Annotated in this window: 22 protein-coding genes; 12 read left to right on the top strand and 10 right to left on the bottom strand. The window is 58.6% G+C overall.

All coding sequences use genetic code 11. The features are described from left to right. The first annotated feature begins 18 nt into the window (after positions 1–18). A complete protein-coding gene (locus O2597_RS13860; RefSeq protein ID WP_269525837.1) occupies positions 19–717 on the top strand; it encodes a type 1 glutamine amidotransferase in 699 nt (232 codons plus the stop codon). Here the strand turns inward: O2597_RS13860 and O2597_RS13855 are convergent. From O2597_RS13855 to hisG, 3 genes are all read right to left on the bottom strand, one after another. Beyond that, positions 714–1760: an agmatine deiminase family protein gene (locus tag O2597_RS13855; RefSeq protein ID WP_269525835.1), complete on the bottom strand. Its 1047-nt coding sequence runs from the start codon at positions 1758–1760 to the stop codon at positions 714–716. The two genes, O2597_RS13860 and O2597_RS13855, sit on opposite strands and share 4 nt — an antisense overlap. A 27-nt stretch (positions 1761–1787) precedes the next feature. Then, a complete protein-coding gene (locus O2597_RS13850) occupies positions 1788–2672 on the bottom strand; it encodes a carbon-nitrogen hydrolase (protein WP_269525833.1) in 885 nt (294 codons plus the stop codon). 95 nt (positions 2673–2767) lie between these two features. Then, the gene (gene hisG, locus O2597_RS13845) at positions 2768–3649 is read right to left on the bottom strand and encodes an ATP phosphoribosyltransferase (protein WP_269525831.1); all 882 of its coding nucleotides are present in this window, start codon (positions 3647–3649) and stop codon (positions 2768–2770) included. A gap of 188 nt (positions 3650–3837) precedes the next feature. Here hisG and bcp point away from each other — a divergent pair, with 188 nt between their 5' ends. Both bcp and O2597_RS13835 read left to right on the top strand, forming a co-directional pair. Beyond that, the gene (gene bcp / locus O2597_RS13840) at positions 3838–4314 is read left to right on the top strand and encodes a thioredoxin-dependent thiol peroxidase (RefSeq protein ID WP_269525829.1); all 477 of its coding nucleotides are present in this window, start codon (positions 3838–3840) and stop codon (positions 4312–4314) included. A 1-nt stretch (position 4315) separates the two neighbouring features. Further along, the gene (locus O2597_RS13835) at positions 4316–5053 is read left to right on the top strand and encodes a response regulator transcription factor (RefSeq protein ID WP_269525827.1); all 738 of its coding nucleotides are present in this window, start codon (positions 4316–4318) and stop codon (positions 5051–5053) included. A 3-nt stretch (positions 5054–5056) separates the two neighbouring features. On the opposite strand, the gene O2597_RS13830 is transcribed toward O2597_RS13835, so the two are convergent. The 4 genes from O2597_RS13830 to O2597_RS13815 all read right to left on the bottom strand — a co-directional run bounded on the left by O2597_RS13830 (position 5057) and on the right by O2597_RS13815 (position 8588). Next, positions 5057–6766, bottom strand: coding sequence for a GspE/PulE family protein (locus O2597_RS13830; RefSeq protein ID WP_269525825.1), 1710 nt, complete (start codon positions 6764–6766; stop codon positions 5057–5059). Then, positions 6763–6948, bottom strand: a complete 186-nt coding sequence (locus O2597_RS13825; protein WP_269525823.1) for a hypothetical protein — start codon at positions 6946–6948, stop codon at positions 6763–6765. Before O2597_RS13825 ends, O2597_RS13830 begins: the two co-directional genes overlap by 4 nt. A gap of 34 nt (positions 6949–6982) precedes the next feature. Further along, complete coding sequence (locus O2597_RS13820; protein WP_269525821.1) at positions 6983–7369, bottom strand: response regulator transcription factor; 387 nt, start codon at positions 7367–7369, stop codon at positions 6983–6985. A gap of 922 nt (positions 7370–8291) precedes the next feature. Then, complete coding sequence (locus O2597_RS13815; protein WP_269525819.1) at positions 8292–8588, bottom strand: hypothetical protein; 297 nt, start codon at positions 8586–8588, stop codon at positions 8292–8294. A 127-nt stretch (positions 8589–8715) separates the two neighbouring features. On the opposite strand from O2597_RS13815, the gene dusB reads away from it, so the two are divergent. The 7 genes from dusB to O2597_RS13780 all read left to right on the top strand — a co-directional run bounded on the left by dusB (position 8716) and on the right by O2597_RS13780 (position 13424). Continuing rightward, positions 8716–9714, top strand: coding sequence for a tRNA dihydrouridine synthase DusB (dusB, locus tag O2597_RS13810; protein WP_269525817.1), 999 nt, complete (start codon positions 8716–8718; stop codon positions 9712–9714). Positions 9715–9752: 38 nt separating this feature from the next. Then, complete coding sequence (locus O2597_RS13805; RefSeq protein ID WP_269525815.1) at positions 9753–10214, top strand: low molecular weight protein-tyrosine-phosphatase; 462 nt, start codon at positions 9753–9755, stop codon at positions 10212–10214. Between the two features lie 4 nt (positions 10215–10218). Beyond that, entirely contained in the window at positions 10219–11091 is an 873-nt protein-coding gene (locus O2597_RS13800) for a fructosamine kinase family protein (RefSeq protein WP_269525813.1), read from the top strand. A gap of 40 nt (positions 11092–11131) precedes the next feature. Next, positions 11132–12187: a 3-deoxy-7-phosphoheptulonate synthase gene (locus O2597_RS13795; RefSeq protein ID WP_269525811.1), complete on the top strand. Its 1056-nt coding sequence runs from the start codon at positions 11132–11134 to the stop codon at positions 12185–12187. A gap of 130 nt (positions 12188–12317) precedes the next feature. Further along, the gene (locus O2597_RS13790; RefSeq protein ID WP_269525809.1) at positions 12318–12791 is read left to right on the top strand and encodes a transposase; all 474 of its coding nucleotides are present in this window, start codon (positions 12318–12320) and stop codon (positions 12789–12791) included. Positions 12792–12955: 164 nt separating this feature from the next. Then, positions 12956–13177, top strand: a complete 222-nt coding sequence (locus tag O2597_RS13785; RefSeq protein ID WP_269525807.1) for a ribbon-helix-helix domain-containing protein — start codon at positions 12956–12958, stop codon at positions 13175–13177. Then, on the top strand, positions 13164–13424 hold the full coding sequence (locus O2597_RS13780; RefSeq protein WP_269525805.1) for a type II toxin-antitoxin system RelE family toxin: 261 nt from the start codon (positions 13164–13166) through the stop codon (positions 13422–13424). The genes O2597_RS13785 and O2597_RS13780 overlap by 14 nt, the downstream gene beginning before the upstream one ends. Before the next feature lie 76 nt (positions 13425–13500). Here O2597_RS13780 and rimK read toward each other — a convergent pair whose 3' ends face one another. The 3 genes from rimK to O2597_RS13765 form a co-directional block, all read right to left on the bottom strand. Then, the gene (rimK, locus tag O2597_RS13775) at positions 13501–14697 is read right to left on the bottom strand and encodes a 30S ribosomal protein S6--L-glutamate ligase (protein WP_269525803.1); all 1197 of its coding nucleotides are present in this window, start codon (positions 14695–14697) and stop codon (positions 13501–13503) included. 42 nt (positions 14698–14739) lie between these two features. Beyond that, entirely contained in the window at positions 14740–15210 is a 471-nt protein-coding gene (locus O2597_RS13770) for an ATP-dependent zinc protease family protein (protein WP_269525801.1), read from the bottom strand. Between the two features lie 297 nt (positions 15211–15507). Then, positions 15508–16671 (bottom strand): ribonuclease D, encoded by a 1164-nt coding sequence (locus tag O2597_RS13765; protein ID WP_269525799.1) that lies wholly within the window; start codon positions 16669–16671, stop codon positions 15508–15510. Positions 16672–16822: 151 nt separating this feature from the next. Between O2597_RS13765 and O2597_RS13760 the strand changes: the two genes are divergently transcribed. Continuing rightward, positions 16823–17605: a 5'-nucleotidase, lipoprotein e(P4) family gene (locus O2597_RS13760; RefSeq protein WP_269525797.1), complete on the top strand. Its 783-nt coding sequence runs from the start codon at positions 16823–16825 to the stop codon at positions 17603–17605. A 126-nt stretch (positions 17606–17731) separates the two neighbouring features. Next, positions 17732–18772 carry an ABC transporter ATP-binding protein gene (locus O2597_RS13755; protein ID WP_269525795.1) on the top strand — a complete coding sequence of 347 codons (1041 nt, stop codon included), beginning with the start codon at positions 17732–17734 and terminating at the stop codon, positions 18770–18772. Positions 18773–18774: the final 2 nt, after the last annotated feature.

The raw sequence follows: 18774 nt of genomic DNA, 5'->3' as shown, positions 1-18774 counted from the left end.
TATCCGCGTAAAGATACGATGCATATCCTCTGCTTGAAACATGTGCCTTTCGAAGGGCCCGCCTCGATTGCCGAATGGGCGCTTCAACGAGGACACACATTATCGGAATGCCCGGTTTATGAAGGCAACTCATTGCCCCCGCTTGAAGAATTCGACCTCCTGCTCGTCATGGGCGGCCCGATGAACATCTACGAGGAAGAGACCTATCCTTGGCTCAACACGGAGAAGGCTTTCATCCGCGAGGCCATCGACTCGGGTAAGTACGTGATCGGCATTTGCCTCGGAGGGCAGCTTATCGCGGATATCCTGGGGGCCGCGGTCACAAAGGGAAAGGAAGTTGAAATCGGCTGGCTTCCGGTCCAACGGGCGGAAAGCTGTCCCAATGCCTTCAAGTTCCCTGAAGAACTCCGGGTCTTTCACTGGCATGGAGATACCTTCGGGATCCCCGAAGGTGCCGTACGACTGGCCGGCAGTCCGGGTTGTCGCAATCAGGGCTTCCTTTACGGCAACCGTGTGCTGGCATGGCAGTGCCATCTGGAGACCACTCCGGCCAGCCTCGCCTCACTCACGACCCACTGCGGGCACGAGATACGGCCCGGAAAGTACACCATGCCGGTTTCCATGATGCAGGCCGAGCCTGCCAGTACTTACAAACGAATGCAGTCGGTACTCTTCAATCTTCTGGACGAGCTCAGCCAAAGGAAGTCCGCACTCTAGCCTACCGCAGGCTGATGCTGGCTCAAGCAGTGCACGGCGCCACCCTCGTGGATGATCTGCCGGCAATCGAAACCGACAATTTCACGCCCGGGGAAACAATCCCCGATGATCTCCATGGCCGCGGCGTCGTTTTCCGGCTGGCCGTAGGTGGGCACGATCACACCGCCATTGAGAACCAGAAAATTCATGTAACTGGCGGCGACCCGTTCCCCATCGACCAGAACGGGATCCGGCAACGGCAACTGGATGGAAGCAAAAGGCCGCCCCTCGCTCGTCCTGAAACTTTGGATACGCCGGATATTCTCCTGCAAGACTTCGTAGTTCGCATCCTGGGGATCGTCCATATCCGCGATCAGGATTCCGTCCGACTTGAAAAAGCGGGCGAGATTGTCGATATGACCGTCCGTATCATCGCCGGCAAGGCCGTCGTTGAGCCAAAGCAACTCATCGGCACCGAGTCCGGCCGTCAGGCGCGAGGCGATTTCTTCCTTGCTGATCTCCCCGTTGCGGTTCGGATTCAGCAGTACCACCTCGGTGGACAGGATGAGCCCCCTGCCATTGCTCTCGATCGCTCCGCCTTCGACCGTCGTGTCGAAGACAAAACGCCGGATCCCCAGCTTCTCGGCAATCCAACCGGGTGCCCCGTTATCCTTGGACTGCAAGGGAAACTTGTCGCCCCAGGCGTTAAACTTCCAGTCCGTCAGACAGCATTCGGTACCATCTTCATTCAATAGAAAGATCGGCCCGAAATCCCGGCACCAGATGTCATCCGTCTCGTAGTCGAACAATTCGACCGTCCCGCGATCCGGCTGCCGGTCCAGCAGCGCCAGCAAGGTCGGCTGGGCGTGAGCCGGACAAAGGACGCGCACCGTTTCGAAACGTGAAGCCAGCGTATACAGCGATGCCAGTTGCTCACGCACCTGCGTCAAGACGCCCGGCCACAGGTCCTCCCGGGTCGGCCATGCAAACCAGACCGCTTCCTGCGGTTCCCATTCAGCTGGAAAGCGATAACCGAGTTCTTTGGGTTTGCGAATGCGTGTCATGCGGGCAGATAAAACGATACGGATCGGTCAGGACTCGTCAATCATGCGGAGCGTCAGGCCGCCGAAGCTGTCAATACGGCGATCGCGGAAAAAGGGCCAGATACGCCGGGTGTCCTCCAGGGCTTTCAAGTCGCAATCGGCAAAGATAATGACCTCTTCGCTCACCGGCCCTCGGGCCACCACCTGCCCATAGAAGTCCGAAACAAAAGACTGCCCCCAAAACTCCGTCTGCGCCTCCGTGCCGACACGGTTGACCGCGGCCAGGTAGCAACCGTTCGCCACCGCGTGCCCGCGTTGCACCGTCTCCCACGCCGTGTGCTGCGCCTCGCCCAACTCGGCCTTCTCTTCCGGCAACCAACCGATGGCGGTCGGATAAAAGAGGATTTCCGCTCCGGCCAGCGCAGCCAGCCGCGCGGCTTCGGGGTACCATTGATCCCAGCAAATCAGGACACTAATTTTGCCATAGGCGGTGTCCCAGACCCTGTAGCCAAGGTCTCCCGGAGTAAAATAGAACTTCTCCTCGAACCCCGGATCCTGCGGAATGTGCATCTTGCGGTATTTCCCGAGATACGTGCCATCCGCATCGATCACCGCAGCCGTGTTGTGATAGACCCCCGGCCCGCGGCGCTCAAACAGCGAGGCCAGTATGACCACCTTCAATTCCGCCGCCAGCTCGCAGAGCACCTCCGTCGTCGGACCCGGGACCGGCTCCGCCAGGTCAAACAGCTCCGTGTCCTGCGTGATACAGAAGTACGGGGTGTTGAACAGCTCCTGCGTGCAGACGATCCGGGCTCCCCCGGCGGCCGCCTCGCGGATTTTCGACACGGTATAGTCGAGATCCGCCTGTTTAGACCCCTGTTCCTTGCCCTGGATCAGGGCGATACGTACCTTGCGTGCGTCAGTGGAACTCATGGTGGCAGAGGGTAGCGGCGCGAGTCCCGCCGCGCCGGAAAAAAGAGAAGTTGAACTGAATTGACGGACGTCGGGACCTCCGCCCGCAAGTTGGCCTAATAGACCACCTTGTTCAAAGGATATTCAATGATACCCTCGGCACCGCGCGCCTTCAAGGCCGGGATGATTTCGCGCACGACTTTCTCGTCGATCACGGTATCAATCGCCACCCAGGCATCGTCAGTCAGCTGGTTCACCGTCGGATTACGCAGGGCCGGCAGGTCCGCCAGCACCGCATCCAGCTTGGAGCGCTCGATATTCAGCTTCAGCCCAACCTTGGAATGCGCTTCCAGGGCGGACTTCAGCAGCATCGCGATCGTCTCGATCTTCTCGCGCTTCCACTTGTCTTCCCAGGCCCTCTTGTTGGCGATGAGTACGGTATTCGTGTAAAGGATGCTATCGACGATACGTAACTTGTTGGCGCGCAGCGAATTCCCGGTCTCGGTCAAGTCGCAGATCGCATCCACCAGATCCGGCACCTTCACCTCGGTCGCACCCCAGGAAAACTCAACTTCGGCATTCACCCCGTTTTCTTTGAGGTAATTGCGGGTCGTGTTGACCACCTCGGTAGCGATACGCTTGCCTTCCAGATCCTTCACCGTGTGGATATCGGAGGCTTCCGGCACCGCGATCACCCAGCGGGATCGACGGTTGGAGGCGCGGCTGTAGACCAGGTCACAGACTTCGACCACATCCGAACCGTTTTCATGCACCCAGTCCTGTCCCGTCAAACCGCAGTCGAAGTATCCATGTTCAACATAGCGGCTCACTTCCTGGGCGCGCACAAAGCGCCCGTCCAGCTCAGCATCGTCAAAGGAAGGACGATACGAGCGGGAGCTCTTGGAGATTTCAAAGCCCGCCTTGGCGAATAGCTTGATGGTCGCCTCTTCGAGGCTTCCCTTGGGCAGGCCGAGCATCAGTATGGGTGTCTTGTCCATTCGCGGTACGCTGTGCGTGTCCGGCACGGGCACAAGATTAAATTTCGGGAGTTATTGACAGTCAGGACAATTATCGCCCCCAAAAGAAATGTTAATCCACGGTCCCGCCACCCGCGTATATCTCAAATTATGATTTGTAAAAAAAGAATGATGGCCTATGAATAACGGCCTTCTCGAGACAGAATGACATGGCACGTCCACAACCCCTAGAACCCGGCCGGAAAACACCCGACTTCACCTACGAAAAAGACGGAGAAACCATCTCCAGCGACCAACTCGGCGCCCCCCACTTGATTTATTTCTATCCTAAGGATGACACTCCGGGGTGCACCCGGGAGGCTTGCGCGATCCGGGACATCTGGTCTGAATTCGAAGCCGCCGGCCTGCAGGTTGTCGGGGTGAGCAAGGACAGTATGGCATCCCATACAAAATTCCAAACGAAGCATAGACTACCATTTCCCCTAATTTCGGATGAAGATTTCACCCTAGCTAAAGCCTTTGGCGTCTTCGGAGAGAAGAAATTTATGGGGAAAATCTACGATGGAGTGCATCGGATGTCTTTCCTAGTTGCAGCCGACGGCACCATCCTCAAGACCTACCCGAAAGTCAAACCTGACGCACACGCTAAAGAAGTCATCGAAGACCTGTCATTGTTAAACACCTAACATGAGTCATTCACCCAAACCGCTCATCGTCATAGCCGAAGACGATAAGGATCTCGCCACATTAATTGCCACGCAACTGGAAGTTGCCGGTATGGACAACCAAATCTGCAACGATGCGAGCCATGCCATGCGCTTCCTCAAGAATAATTTCGCCAATCTGCTCTTGCTGGATGTGCATCTGCCGGATTCCACGGGCTTCAGCCTGATGGATGAGCTGCGTCAGAGCAACATTGAGCTGCCGGTGATTTTCCTCACAGGTGAAAACGCAGAGGTCCAAAAGGTCAAAGCACTCGAAATGGGTGGGGATGACTACATTACCAAGCCATTCGGTTTCCCCGAGTTGATTGCACGCATCAACGCGGTGCTTCGCCGGGCTGAAACGTCGGGCGATGCCAACATCACCCGCAATGCCACCACAACCGACCAGCCTTTCGACTTCTGTGGAGCCAAGGTGAATCCACAACGTCTGGAAATCACCTTTCCCGACGACGAAACCGAAAGTATCGGCCGCAAGGAGCTCGGCATCTTCTCCTACCTCGCCTCGCATCCGAATTCCGTGCTGACGCGTAAAAACCTGATCCATTCCGTTTGGGGCATCCATGCCGATGTGCGCAGCCGCTCGCTGGACCAGTATATCGTCAAGATCCGCGACCTCTACAAACGGCACGACCTGAGCCTCGACGCCTTCCGTACCGTCCACGGCGTCGGTTACATCTACGACGTCAAGGAACCGGAATAAGACCTACTCGACCGGGGTCACCCAGTCAAAGGAGGCATGCGCCTCAAGCTCCTCGATGGTGGTAAAGCCGAGAAGCACCTTCTTCAAACCGTCATAGCGCAAAGGACGGTAGCCGACGCGGGCCGCTTCGGCCGCTAATTTCTGGTCGCCGGCCCCTTGGGCGATCAAGGTGCGCAACGCCTCGGTGATGAGAACCAATTCATGGAAGGCAATCCGGCCATGGTAGCCAGTCTCACGGCAGTGGGGACAGCCGCGCCCATGATAGAACACAGGACTCTCCACTTGATCCGCATCGTAGAAATAGTTAGCCAGAACTTCAGGGTCCGGCGTATAAGCTTTCTTGCAAGTCTCGCAGATACGCGCAGCCAGGCGCTGGGACATGACTGCCAGAATCGAGGGTGCGACCATGTAGGGCTCAATCCCGATTTCAATGAGGCGTACCACCGCCTGAATCGCATTGTTCGTATGCAGGGTCGAGAAGACCAAGTGACCGGTCAAGGCAGCCTCCGTGGCGATCTTGGCCGTCTCCAGGTCGCGAATTTCCCCGACAAGAATAATATCCGGATCCTGACGCAGAAGAGAACGGAGCAAGGTGGAAAACTTAAGATCGATGGAGGCGTTCACCTGCGACTGGATGATGCCTTCCATCCGCGTTTCGACCGGATCCTCAATCGTACAAATATTATTTTCCGGCGTGTTCAGCTCGTGTAAGGCCGCGTAAAGCGTCGTGGACTTGCCGGAACCGGTCGGCCCCGTGACAAAGATCATACCGTTCGGGCTCTTGATCACCCGCTTGAACGGCTCCAGCACCGCTGGGGAAATGAACATCTGGTCCAGCGTCTTGAAATCCTTCTTGCCGGTCAGGGCCAGAATACGAAGCACCAGCTTCTCCCCGTTGATCGTAGGGATACAAGACACCCGGAAATTCACCTGTTCGGTGCCCAGCGGAAGAGAGAAGCGGCCGTCCTGCGGAAAGCGCACCTCCGCAATGTTGAGGTTGCAGAGAATCTTGATCCGGGACTTCAGCGGAGCATACAGCGCGCTGGCAATTTTGAAAATATCCTGCAAGCGACCGTCGATACGAAAGCGGATATTGGTGTAATCCTGACGAGGCTCGATGTGGATGTCCGAAGCCCGCTCCTTGATCGCCAGGTACAGAAGGGAATTGCAGAGATTGATAATCGACTGGGATTCACTCATGCCCGCGAGCTCTTCGGGCTTGAGTTGCGCCAGGATCGTACCTTGGCTCGACTCCAGCTGGTCGATCAATTCATGCACGCTCTTCTCCGAACCGTAATGCAGCTCGATGGCGTGGTGCACCTCGGCATTGAGGCAAAACACCGGACTGATCTGCTTGTTCGTTATCGCAGCGAGTCGATCCACCAGAGGCTTGTTATTCGGATCCGGCATCGCTACAGTGAGCGCCCCCTCGATCTCGTAGAGCGGCATCACATTCCCCTTGCGTGCGATCTCAAGCGGGATACTGGCAACCGCCGAATCGCTGATGATGGTCGAGAGCGGATCCACATAGGCAAACCCGATACGTGTGCTCCATATCTTGCAGGCCACGTCCTTGGCCACCAATTCCTCGTCGATCAGGTATTCGATCAGGTCCAAAGTGCCCTCCTCCGCCGACTGCAGGGCCAAATCATAAACCTGATTGGAGAGAATGATATGCTGTTTTTCCAGTTCTTCTCGAATCGTCAGGCTCATGACTTCTTCTTTATGCGTTTGCGGTTGCTGAACATCTTTTCGATTTCAGTATGGTCGATGAGCTCGCGTCCCAGCGCTGAAGACTTTCGCTCATTGCGGACCTCATCCAACATGGACCGCAGCGAATAACGGACCTCCTGCAATTTAACTGGTTTGGGATCGGTAGTAGTCGGATCGCTCATGGTTTAAGAGTTAAGAGTTGGTAGTTTACTTTGCCTAGTCTTCCTCCCAGATCTCCCGGATAAGTTTATCCAGCAACTCGATGATCTGTTCCTTCGGTGTATCCTTGCGGATGTAATGGGACGCACCTAGTTCCACGCTCTGCTCCACGGCCTGCCGAGAAGCCACCGATGTGGTCATCACAACGACCGCTTCCTCGTCATGCTGCATAATGAGCTCAAGCGCCTCGAGTCCCTCCATGACAGGCATGTTCACATCCATCAGCACGAGGTCGGGAGTCTGTTCCTTGTAGAGGTCGACCCCGACTTGCCCGTTCTCGGCTTCGAGAAAATCAGTGAAGCCAATCTGCTTCAAAATAAGCTTTAAATACATCCGCAAATGCGGCTCGTCATCAACAATCAGGGCGCGGGTCGGGCGACTCATAGGCGGTATTTTATTCCCTTATCAACGATTGCTGTCGAGAAGAAAGACACGCAGGGGACAAGAAGGCTAACGCAGGTGTATCTACATCGCGATTGTGCCACTTGCGATAGGTGACGAATCGAAGAGACGCACCCGTCATCATCGGTGTTCCCGTAGCATCGCCGGTCACGTCGATGCCCCACATCTGCATCCCGGATCAACACAGCGCCGCGGCCTGCGAGGACCTAGCCTGCCTTCATGAATCGCAGGCATCATGGAGGGACGCGCTTCCGCGCGTCCTCTGCGGTGCAGTCAGTCTGGCCTCGGGCGTCCGCAAGACTGAGCCGCTTCAGGTTTCAGGTCTCAAGTCTCAGCCTTCAAAGCACCCTTCTCCACCACGGTTGTAAGAAAATGATTCTGCCTACCATCATTCTGCCTACCCATCAACAGCACCCGGCGGATAGTCGAAATCAGCCGGCCTATCCCCAGGCCTCTCGGATGGATAGGGTTACCCATGTCTTCGGCCTTTACAAGGGATATCCGTCCCTACCTCCCCAAACAGAATGCGGAGTTGTAAGCATTCGTGCACATCCGTGTCCATGGTCCGGTCTTCCGCAAAGCGGAATCCGGTCATGTCGTCGCTATGCTCCTCGGAACGTGGTTTCAAAACACAGCGCTGCGAGCAGTTCACCGGTGTTGTAAGCATCATTCGACCTTCATCACGTACACGCTAGTCCCGCGTAGTGTACGAAGCGGGATTAACGGTCCTCAAAAAGCAGAATCATGTGTGGCAGAATCACATGTGCACTCCGGGTAGGGTCAGGACATGGGTAACACTTCAGGTCTCAGGCCTCCGCCCTCAGCCTTCCCAACATCCCTCTGTTCTCCCCCAAAAAAGCCCCGCAGGCGAACCGGCGGGGCTTGGAAACTAAGAGCAAATTACTTAGGACGCCTTGATCGGGCAGCAAGCGGCCTTGACCGGCTTGTCGGAGCTCATGCCTTCGGCTTTTTCCTTGTTCGCGCAGCAGGGCTTCTCGCATCCTGCAGGGCAGACCTTCTTCTCGGCTTCAACTGCGTCTTTTTTCACACAGCAAGGCTTCTCGCACCCTTCCGGGCAGGCCTTCTTTTCCATCTTGGCTTCTGCCTTGTGCTCGGCGTCGCCGGTGCCGCACATGCCGCAGTGGGCATTGGCCGTCAGCGCCGCAATTGTCATCAGGAATGGAATCAGTAGTAGCTTCATAATCTGTCAGGTATATGGTTGGTATTGATCTCACACAAGGCTTGGGCTAGCTCCATGTCCTCGCGTAACAATCAGAACGCTAAACCCTCCAAAAAATTTCATAAATTTCAAATTTTCTTAATTTTTCATGCTCGATTGGTTTAAAGACGGCAAGTTCCCGCTCTACCTGGCGCCGATGGCCCGGTTTACCGACATTATGTTCCGGGAATTCTGCAAGGAGCAGGGCGCGGACGTCATGGTCACCGAATTCGTCCAGGCCGATGCGATCATCCGTGACGACCCGCGACTATGGGAAACCGTCGATTTCACCGAAGAGCAACGACCGATGGGCATCCAGATATTCGGCTCAAACCCCGTCACCATGGGACAGGCGGCCCGACTCCTGGTCGACCGCCTCAAGCCCGACTTCATCGACATCAATTTCGGCTGCCCCGCCGACCGCGTCATTTGCATGGACGCCGGCTCCTCCATGCTGCGCAACCCCGACAAACTGGGACAAGTGACTGCCGCCGTGGTCAAGGCCGTCCCCGAGACACCGGTAACGGTAAAAATCCGCACCGGCTGGGACGACGATACCATTGTGGCCCTGCAGGTCGGTAAAATTGTCGAGAACGAAGGCGCACAGGCCCTGGCCATCCACGGCCGGACCAAGGTCCAGGGCTACAGCGGGGAGGCGAACTGGCCAATTATCGCCGAAGTGGCCGAAGCGCTCGTCATCCCGGTCATCGGCAACGGTAACATCCGCTCCGCCGAAGACGTCATCCGTATCCGCGAAACCACCACATGTGCCGGGCTCATGATCGGCCGCGCGGCCCTGGGCTACCCCTGGATTTTCCGCGATATCAAGCACTATCTGAAACACGGCACCATCCCGCCCCCGCCCGGCATCGAAGAACGCTGGGAAACCATTATCAACTACACCCGCGGCATCATGGCACGCCCCTTCCGCCAACAGCGCCACAGCGGCGACCTGGGCTGGATGCGGCCCAAGTTCATCGCCCTGACCAAAGGCATGGAAGGCTCGCGACGCATCCGGGGCGATTTGACCAAGGTCAATCAGATCGAAGACTTGGAACGCATCGCCCGAGCGCACATCGCGAAGTACGGAGAAGGCCTTGCCCGCTAACCACACATTTGCATCAACCTGAAACCCGCCACGCGCACATGACCCGCATCCTTTTTCTCTGCATGGGCAATATCTGCCGCTCCCCGGCCGCCCATTGCGTCTTCCAGCATCTGGTCAACGAAGCCGGCCTGACCGACCGCTTTGAAATCGAATCGGCCGGCACCATCGGCTTTCACGTCGGCGAACCGCCGGATGGACGCATGCAGGCGGTCATGCGCCAACGGTCCATACCGATCATCGGCCGCTCCCGCCTGCTGCAAGCCGAGGACCTCGACTACTACGACTTGATCCTGGCCATGGATAAGGACAACCTCAGGGATGCCCAAGGTCTGGTGGTGGATGAGGCCCGCAAAGCGAAGGTCCGGCTCTTTTGCGAGTACTGCAGGAACAGCCGGAGGCAGGAAGTCCCGGACCCCTACTATGGGGGCGCACGCGGCTTCGAAGATGTGCTGGACCTGATCGAAGACGGTTGCGCCGGACTCTTGGATGCCTTGAAGTAAGCCCATGGCAAACGAACTGGAGCAGGCCATCTGCGCCGCCATCTCCGAGGCCACCGGCGAAACCTTCAAGTGCTCCAGCAGCCGGCACGCCGGCGGCGGATGCATCAACGACGCCCGGATCCTGAGCGACGGCACCCGCCGCTATTTCGTCAAGCTCAACACCGCGGCCAACTACCCCATGTTCGAAGCGGAAGCTGAAGGCCTCAAAGCCATCCTTGCCAGTCGGAGCATTTGCGCGCCCCGACCGGTCACATTGGGCAGCGCCCAAGGCCGCGCCTTTATCGCCATGGAAGCGCTTGAGCTCACGGGCAGCGCCTCGGGCGACTGGTCCGCGATGGGCACACAACTCGCCGCCATGCACCGCCAGACGGCGGATCGCTTCGGCTGGCACCGCGACAACACCATCGGCAGCACCCCGCAGTCCAACCGACGGCACGACACCTGGTCCGCCTTCTTCCGCGAAGAACGGCTGCGCCCCCAACTGGAGCTGGCGCACCGCAACGGCTTCCACTTCGACCGCGCCCAGGCCCTGCTGGAGGCGGTCGACGCCCTCCTCACCGGACACACACCGCCCCCTTCACTACTCCATGGCGACCTCTGGTCCGGCAACGCCGGATTTACCCGCGACGGCAGCCCCGTCATCTTCGACCCTGCCACATATTACGGAGACCGTGAAACCGACCTCGCCTTTACCGAGTTTTTTGGTGGCTTTCCGCCGGAATTTTACCGTGCTTATAGACAAGCCTGGCCGCTCGACCCCGGCTACGAGATTCGTAAAGAGCTTTATAACCTCTATCATGTCCTCAATCACGCGAACTTGTTCGGCTCCAGCTACGCCGGCCAGGCCGGCCAAATGATCCGCTTCCTGCTCGGATAAACCTTTCCATCTTTCACCTTACAATTGTCAGTCACAGATCATGCCCCAACACGATGATATCCGTATCGCCGGGATGCGCCCGCTGCTGCCGCCCGCCATCCTGATCGAAGAAATCCCGCTATCCGAGGAAGCGCTGGCCGTCATCGAGCGCGGCCGCGCCGAGAGCGAGGCCATCCTGCGTGGCGACGACGACCGACTCATGGTCGTGGTCGGCCCCTGCTCGATCCACGACCCAAAGGCCGCCATCGAATATGCCCATACCCTGCTCCCCCTCATGGAGCGCTACAAGGAGGACCTCCAGATCATCATGCGGGTCTACTTCGAAAAGCCGCGCACCGTGGTCGGCTGGAAGGGCCTGATCAACGACCCCGGCATTAATGGCAGCTTCGAAATCAACACCGGCCTGCGCATCGGCCGGCAGTTGCTCGCCGACATCTGCGAGCTCGGCCTGCCCACCGGTGCCGAATTTCTCGATACCATCATCCCGCAGTTCATCGCCGACGCCATCGCCTGGTCCGCCATCGGGGCACGCACCACCGAAAGCCAGGTCCACCGGGAACTCGCTTCCGGACTCTCCATGCCCGTTGGTTTCAAGAACGGCACCAGCGGCAACGTCCAGATCGCGATCGACGCCGTCCGCTCCGCCCGTCAGGGACACTGGTTCCCCTCCGTCACCAAACAGGGCGTGACCGCGATTTTCCAAACCACCGGCAACCCCTCCGCACACGTCATCCTGCGCGGCGGCAACCGAACCGGGCCCAACTACGAGGCCAAGGAAATCGAGCCGATCCTCGAACAGCTGCGCAAAGTCAATTTGCCCCCCTATCTCGTGGTCGACTGCAGCCATGGCAACAGCAACAAGGACTACCGGCGCCAAAGCGAAGTCGCTCGGGTCCTCGCCGAGCAGATTGCCGACGGCCAGACCGGCATTGCCGGCGTCATGCTCGAAAGCCACCTCGTCGAGGGACGCCAGGACTACGACCCCAACAAGGAAAATGTCTACGGCCAAAGTATCACCGATGCCTGCATCGACATGAACGCCACCGATAAAATCCTCGAAGACCTCGCCTCCGCCGTGCGCGAGCGCCGCAAGTAGCCCCGCATCGTCGAGACCTGAGCTGCTTGCGTGGCGTGTCCCGCCTTCGTCCCGACGGCGTGGCGTGCCCGCTTGGAAACTGTCTCAAAAAAAGTTGTCTAGAGCATGCTTGTGTTCAGAGAGTGGTCTGATGGCCGAAGCGCTCGAAGCAGATTGGAATCAGGTTCACTTACTCCCCGCCCAGATCGAGGATTGGATCAGCAGCGATCACGAGGCGCGATATATCCGTAGCTTCGTTGAGGAGCTGGATATGGTCTCATTGGGCTTTGCACAATACTACGGTGGCGGTCGGGGCAGGCCTCCCTACGCGACGCGATTATTACTGCGGGCATGGCTCTACGGTTATTTGCGAAAAGTGCGTTCGACCCGCAAACTGGAGCGGGCCTGTCAGGAAGAGATGGGGTTCATTTGGTTGTGCGGGACGCTCAAGCCCGACCAGAACTCCTTGTGGCGTTTCTGGCGTGCACACCGCAAGCAGATCAAGGAAGTGTTTTTACAGACGCTTAAAATGGCCGTGTCTTTGGATATGATCGGTTTTGTCACCCAGGCTGTAGACGGGACAAAGATCCAGGCGGTGTGCAGTTCACACCGGTTACAGTTCTGAAGGTTATCTGCACGTGATGGAGGATGTGTCGCAGGAAAAAGCCAGTCCGCTGGAGACGCTCTAGCCGCTCGCCGACACCGACTTCCCCCTGAATAAACTCAAAAGTGCATGTTCTCTAAAAACGAAGATTTGACGTTTTAACGCTAAAGCGCTAAAAATGCCTCATGAAACGCGCAACTGTCTACTTCGAAGATGACCTGCACAAGGCATTGAAACTGAAAGCCGCCGAAGCTTCCTCTTCGGTATCCAATCTTGTCAATCAAGCGATACGAGAGGCTTTATCCGAAGATCTTGATGATCTCCAAGCGTTTAGGGATCGAGAAAACGAGCCAACCATGAATTTCGAGACTTTCCTGAAGAGCTTGAAGAGCGATGGCAGACTATAAGATCGAGATCAAGAGGTCGGCCGCAAAGGAACTAGAAAAGATCCAAAAAAGGGACAGAGACAGGATCATTGAAAAGATCCAGGCCTTGGCCGAAGAACCAAGACCTCCTCAGTCCAAGAAACTCTCCGGAGAAGAAAAGTACAGAATCCGACAAGGGGACTATCGAGTCCTCTACCAAATCTACGATGAAGTGATCACTGTTGTGGTGATAAGGATAGCGCACCGGAAAGAAGTATATAATAAATAGAGCACCCGTCAGCCCATACAACTCCAGCCAGCGCTCCGCGTATGGCTTTCAAGATCAAGATCAGGACAAAGCGGCCTTACCCCACCCGTTTCTTGGCCGCCAGTTTGCGGCGCTTGCGCTGGGTCAGGAGCGGCAGGTAGTCCTGTAGCGTGGTCTTCGGCCCATAGCAGAGCAGCTTGTCTCCGTGGTGCAGCTCGTCGTCGCCGGTGGGTGCGGGAAAGTGCTGCCCGTTGCGGTTGATGCTCATGACGATAATACCGCGCTCCTTCAGGCCCGACTGGGTCAGGGGAATGCCATCCAGCTTGGAATTGGCGGTCACGGTGAATTCACTGACGGCATAGCCACGGGCAAAGGAGAGGCGTTGCCGCAGGTCGAGGTCCCCGAAGCGGATATGTTCGGCCAGGTAGCGGATAATCTCACCGGCGATATCCATTTCGCAGGCCGCTTCGATGCCTTCCAGTCCGGGTGAGGAGTTCACCTCCATGATCACCGGGCCATCCTTGCCCTCCAGCATGTCGACGCCGGCGACCCGCAAGCCCATGATCTGGGCTGCGCGGACCGCGGTACGCTCGTAGGCTTCGTCCAGTCGGACAGCCTCGGTCGTGCCCCCGCGGTGAACATTACTCCGAAATTCCTGCCCCTGGGCCCGACGCCGCATGGCGGCCACCACCCGGTCCCCCACCACGAAGGCGCGGATATCACGCCCCCGGCTCTCGGCCACAAACTTCTGGATCAAAACGTTCTGCTTGGTGCTCTGGAGGGTCTCGACAATGGCCTCCGCGATCTTGTTGGAATCGGCCAGGATCACCCCCACGCCCTGGGTGCCCTCGATCAGCTTGATGATGACGGGCGCCCCGCCGACCTGCTCGATCGCGGGCAGAACATCTTCCTTGCGCGAGACAAATGCGGTCTGGGCGATGCCGATGTCGTGGCGGCTCAGGACCTGCATGGAGCGGAGCTTGTCGCGGGAAATACCGATCGCGGCGGAGGAATTGAGACAAAAGACCCCCATCTGCTCGAACTGGCGGACCACGGCGGTGCCGTAGAAGGTCACGGAGGTGCCGATGCGGGGAATGATCGCGTCGTACTCGCTCAGGTTCTTGCCCCGGAAAGTCAGGTGGGGTGACTTCGGCTCGACGAAGATGCCGAACTTAAGCGTATCCAGGACCTTGACCTGGTGGCCGTTGGCCAGCGCCGCCTCGCGCAGCCGCCGGGTGCTGTAGCAACGGGGATTCCGTGAGAGGATGCCGATCTTGAGTGATTCCAAAGACATAAGAAAGAAAGGTTGCCAGTGTCGGGAGCGGACGACTGAGGTTCAGGTCGCGCGGGGCTTTCGCCGGGGCCCATGCACATATTTGTCACTGGAGTCGACCAGGTAGCGGCCGGCCAGGGCGTGGCGGCCGAGCAAGGCCCGGCAGATCATGCGCTGGCGGTTCACCAGGCTGAACTCGACCGGGTGCTTGCGTGTGCCGATCTGCACGGAGGTCCGCACCACAAAGCGCTCCTGCACCACCCCGTTGCTGGAACGGATACGGGAGCTGCGGACGATATCGGCCACCACGGTCGGACCGGCGCCACGATTCTTACGGTCGAGCACGATGGTAAACTCCACCTTGTTGCCGGGCACCCGCCGCATCGAGCTAACGTCCAGCGCCGAGCCGCGCGCACCGGTATCAGCTTTGGCCAGAAGCGAGCGCACCCCCCATTCAGGCAGATGGATGACTTCTTTCCAACCGATCGTTTGCAAGGCGGAGCCGGCGCGGTGTTTCAGGGAGGGCGTACTCACGTGAGGTTAATATGAGGGAAATGCGAGCCAGTGCAAATGACGCGCGCTTCATAATGCGCCAGTCAAAAATGCCCCGCCGCGGAAATTTCCCCACGGGCGAACGGTCCCGCTCAAGATGCGCCCCCCTCATCCGGCTCACGCCGGATGCTACGATTTCAAGTCGATGACCGATTCTCTTAATCTTAATCCCAAAAGCGTAGCTCAAAGAGTACGAGTAAGACAAAAACTACCCCCCTCGAAACACCCGATTCCCGCCGCGCGGAAGGGTACAAGAAGCGCCGGTGTCGAGACCGCTTTCTAGCTGCTAAACTGGGGCAGGCGGGTCTTTGTGTTGATCGAAATGCTGCCCTCGCCGCGCAGGAGCGCCAGCAATTGCTTGCCGCAAAACTCGGCCCGCCAGCCGCGTAGGATGTGATGCTCGGCCGGATCGGCATCTTCCGCATCCAGCACCAACGCGGTGATGTCAGCCCGGTTCCCGATCAGGGCGGGATCGATCTGGGCGGCCATGCAGGTGCCCTTTGTGAAGGCCAGGGCAAAATCAACCCGGGCCTCATAGCCGTCGTCCGGTTGCGGCCCCTTGGGACGGGCGTTGGGCAAGTCCGGCAGCTCGCCGTTGCGCCCCCGCTCAATGGCGGCCCAAAGCGCGTCGCGGTTGTGTTTGAGTGACTTTTCACTCAGCCCCTTCAAAGGCTTGAGGTCGTCGATTGTGGCGGGCGGCTGCTTGGTCAACGAAATGATGGCATCGTCGGACAGCACGAAACTGCGGGGCAGGTTGCGCTTGCGAGCCTTGTGCTCACGCCAGGCGCCCAGGGCGCGCAGGACCTCGCGCTGTTGATGCGTCAGGGAACCGCTCTTGCGCACTCGCGGCATTTCCAGGTCGGGATCCCGCTCTTCGTACAGCGTCGGCTCCTCGTACTCGCTCATCTCGTCGAGTATCCACTTCTTGCGCCCCAACTTTTCCGCCTTTTCCATGATTCGCAGCATCAACTGGGTGGAGTAACGGACATCCTCCTCCGCATATTGGACCTGACGGTCGGTCAGGGGGCGGGCCAGCCAGTTCGACTGCGTCTCAGACTTGGCCAAGCGCACCTTCAACAGCGTCTTGAGCAGCTCACTCAAGGAGATCGTCGAAGCCAGTCCGACAAATCCGGCCGAACGCTGGGTGTCGAAGATATTTTTCGGATAGGCCCCGCAGGCACGCTTCAGGATCGTCAGGTCCTGCTGCGCATCATGGAGGATCTTTACCGTATCGGGATCGGACATCAGCTTGGCAAAAGGCGACCAGTCCTCGATTTTCGGTGCATCAATCAGTTCCGCATGCTCGTCCGGATAGCCGATCTGCACCACGCCCAGGGTGGGATAATAGGTGCGGTCCCATACAAACTCCGTATCTATCCCTACGGCTCCCGCTTTCAATGCGCGCTGCACTGCTTCTTCCAGAGCTTCTGTCGTCGTAATCATTCGCCCTAAGTCAGTTGGAAGCGGAGGTTTTTGAAAAGGAGATTCTTTAAAGAAATCGCCCATCCCCACACAAAACCCGTCCGCAGAGTTTCCCGCGGACAGGCCTTTGCGCATTGACCTCCCCCCCGTCGACTGGCGAGCATGTCCCGCGATGAAACGGCTATTTCCACTATTGGCGGGGGCCTGCGCCCTGCTCTACCACACCGGCTGCCAGACTTCACCCAACCTGAACGCAGTCACATGGATGCAGGACGCAGGGGAATACCGTGCGCTCTGCCTGCAGGCCTTCAACCTCGCCACGGCTGCCTACGACCAGGCGGCGAAAGCGAACGAGGGCCCACTCGCCGTCATGGTCGACCTCGATGAAACCATGCTGGACAACAGCCCCTATGCGGCCTGGCAGGTGCTGGGCGACCACGATTACGAGCCCGCGACCTGGGACCAGTGGGTCCGCGAGGAACAGACGCCCGCCCTCCCCGGCGCCCTCGAGTTCGCCCAATACGTCACCCGCAAGGGCGGCACCATGTTTTACGTTTCCAACCGCTCGGATGCGACCTACGAGGCCACCTTCAACAATCTGGTACGACTGGGATTCCCCGGAGTCAACGACCAGACCCTGCTCCTGAAAACCGACAGCTCGAACAAGGCCCCCCGCCTCGCATCCATCGAAGCCGCCGGCTACAAGATCGTGCTTCTGCTCGGGGACAACCTCAACGATTTCCCCGAACTCGGGACCTACCATCAACTCAACGACGCCCGCCAGGCCGCGGTCGACGCCCGGCGCGGGGATTTCGGGAAACGCTTCATCCTCCTCCCCAACCCGTCCTACGGCGACTGGGAGCCCGGGCTCGCCGGGGATTTCTACCAGCAGGACGCCGCCGGACAAAACCGGCTCCGCCGGGAAAGCCTGCGCCCGTGGGCCGGTCCGCGTTAGACAAGCCACGATTCATGGAACTTCGCTGCAGGCCTAGGGATCCAAACCCAGTCCCGCATCTACGGTATTTCTGCTTCGCTTAAGGATTGTTATCCCCCTTTGTATCATAATGCTATCCTTCATTTGATGGACTCCGATACCAGTATTTCAGTCAAGAACCTCACCCGTCACTACGGGGCCCTCACTGCGATCCAGAATGTCAGCTTCTCGGTGAAGCGCGGTGAAGTGGTCGGCTTCCTCGGCCCGAACGGCGCCGGCAAGAGCACCACCATGCGTATTTTAAGCGGGATCATGAGCGCCAGCTCGGGCAGCGCCTATGTGGCCGGCCTCTCCGTTTCCCAGAATCCGCACGAGGTGAAGCGCAAGATCGGCTACATGCCGGAAAACAACCCGCTGCCCAATGACATGCGGGTGGTCGAGTACCTGCGCTTCCGCGCACGCCTCAAGGAAGTGCCCGGCCGCAAGCTCCGCAGCACCGTCCAGGAGGTCATGGAAATCTGCGACCTCGCCCGCACCGCCCGCCGCAAGATCATCGGCACCCTCTCCAAAGGCTTCCGCCAGCGCGTCGGGATCGCCGACGCCCTCCTCGGCAATCCGGAAGTCATCATCATGGACGAGCCCACGATCGGCCTCGACCCCCACCAGATCCAGGGCATCCGCCGCCTCATCGACAGCCTGCGCGGCAAGCTCACCGTCGTGCTGTCCTCGCACATCCTTCCGGAAATCGAACGCTCCTGCGACCGCGTCATCATCATCAACCGCGGCCGCGTCGTGGCCTGTGGCAGCAGTGCCGACCTGCGGGACGAGTTCCTCCCCGGCACCCGCTACCAGATCGATCTGGAGGGCGACGTCCAGACCGCCCTGCAACACTTGAAGCAGGACGGGATCGCGTACGAACTGAAGGAGGAACAAAAGCTCAGCGACACACTCAGCCGCCTCATCCTCAGCACGGAGGGCAATGGCGAAACCGGCCCGCGCCTGATCCAGTCCTTCGGCCGCTCGGCCAACTGCACCCTCCACAGCCTCGCGCTCAAAGAGCCCAACCTGGAGGAGATCTTCCTCGCCGCCACCCGCCGCTCCTGGGAGGAAACAATCGATAACAAGCCCACCGCCAAGATGATCCAGGCGGAAACCGCCGAAAGCACCGGCACCAAGACCGAGTCTTAACC

The organism is Coraliomargarita parva, from assembly GCF_027257905.1.
In the GTDB taxonomy this organism is placed as follows: Bacteria; Verrucomicrobiota; Verrucomicrobiia; order Opitutales; family Coraliomargaritaceae; genus Coraliomargarita_A; species Coraliomargarita_A parva.
The sequence above is the reverse complement of the archived record's forward strand: the minus strand, read 5'-3'. Positions and strand labels throughout refer to the sequence as shown.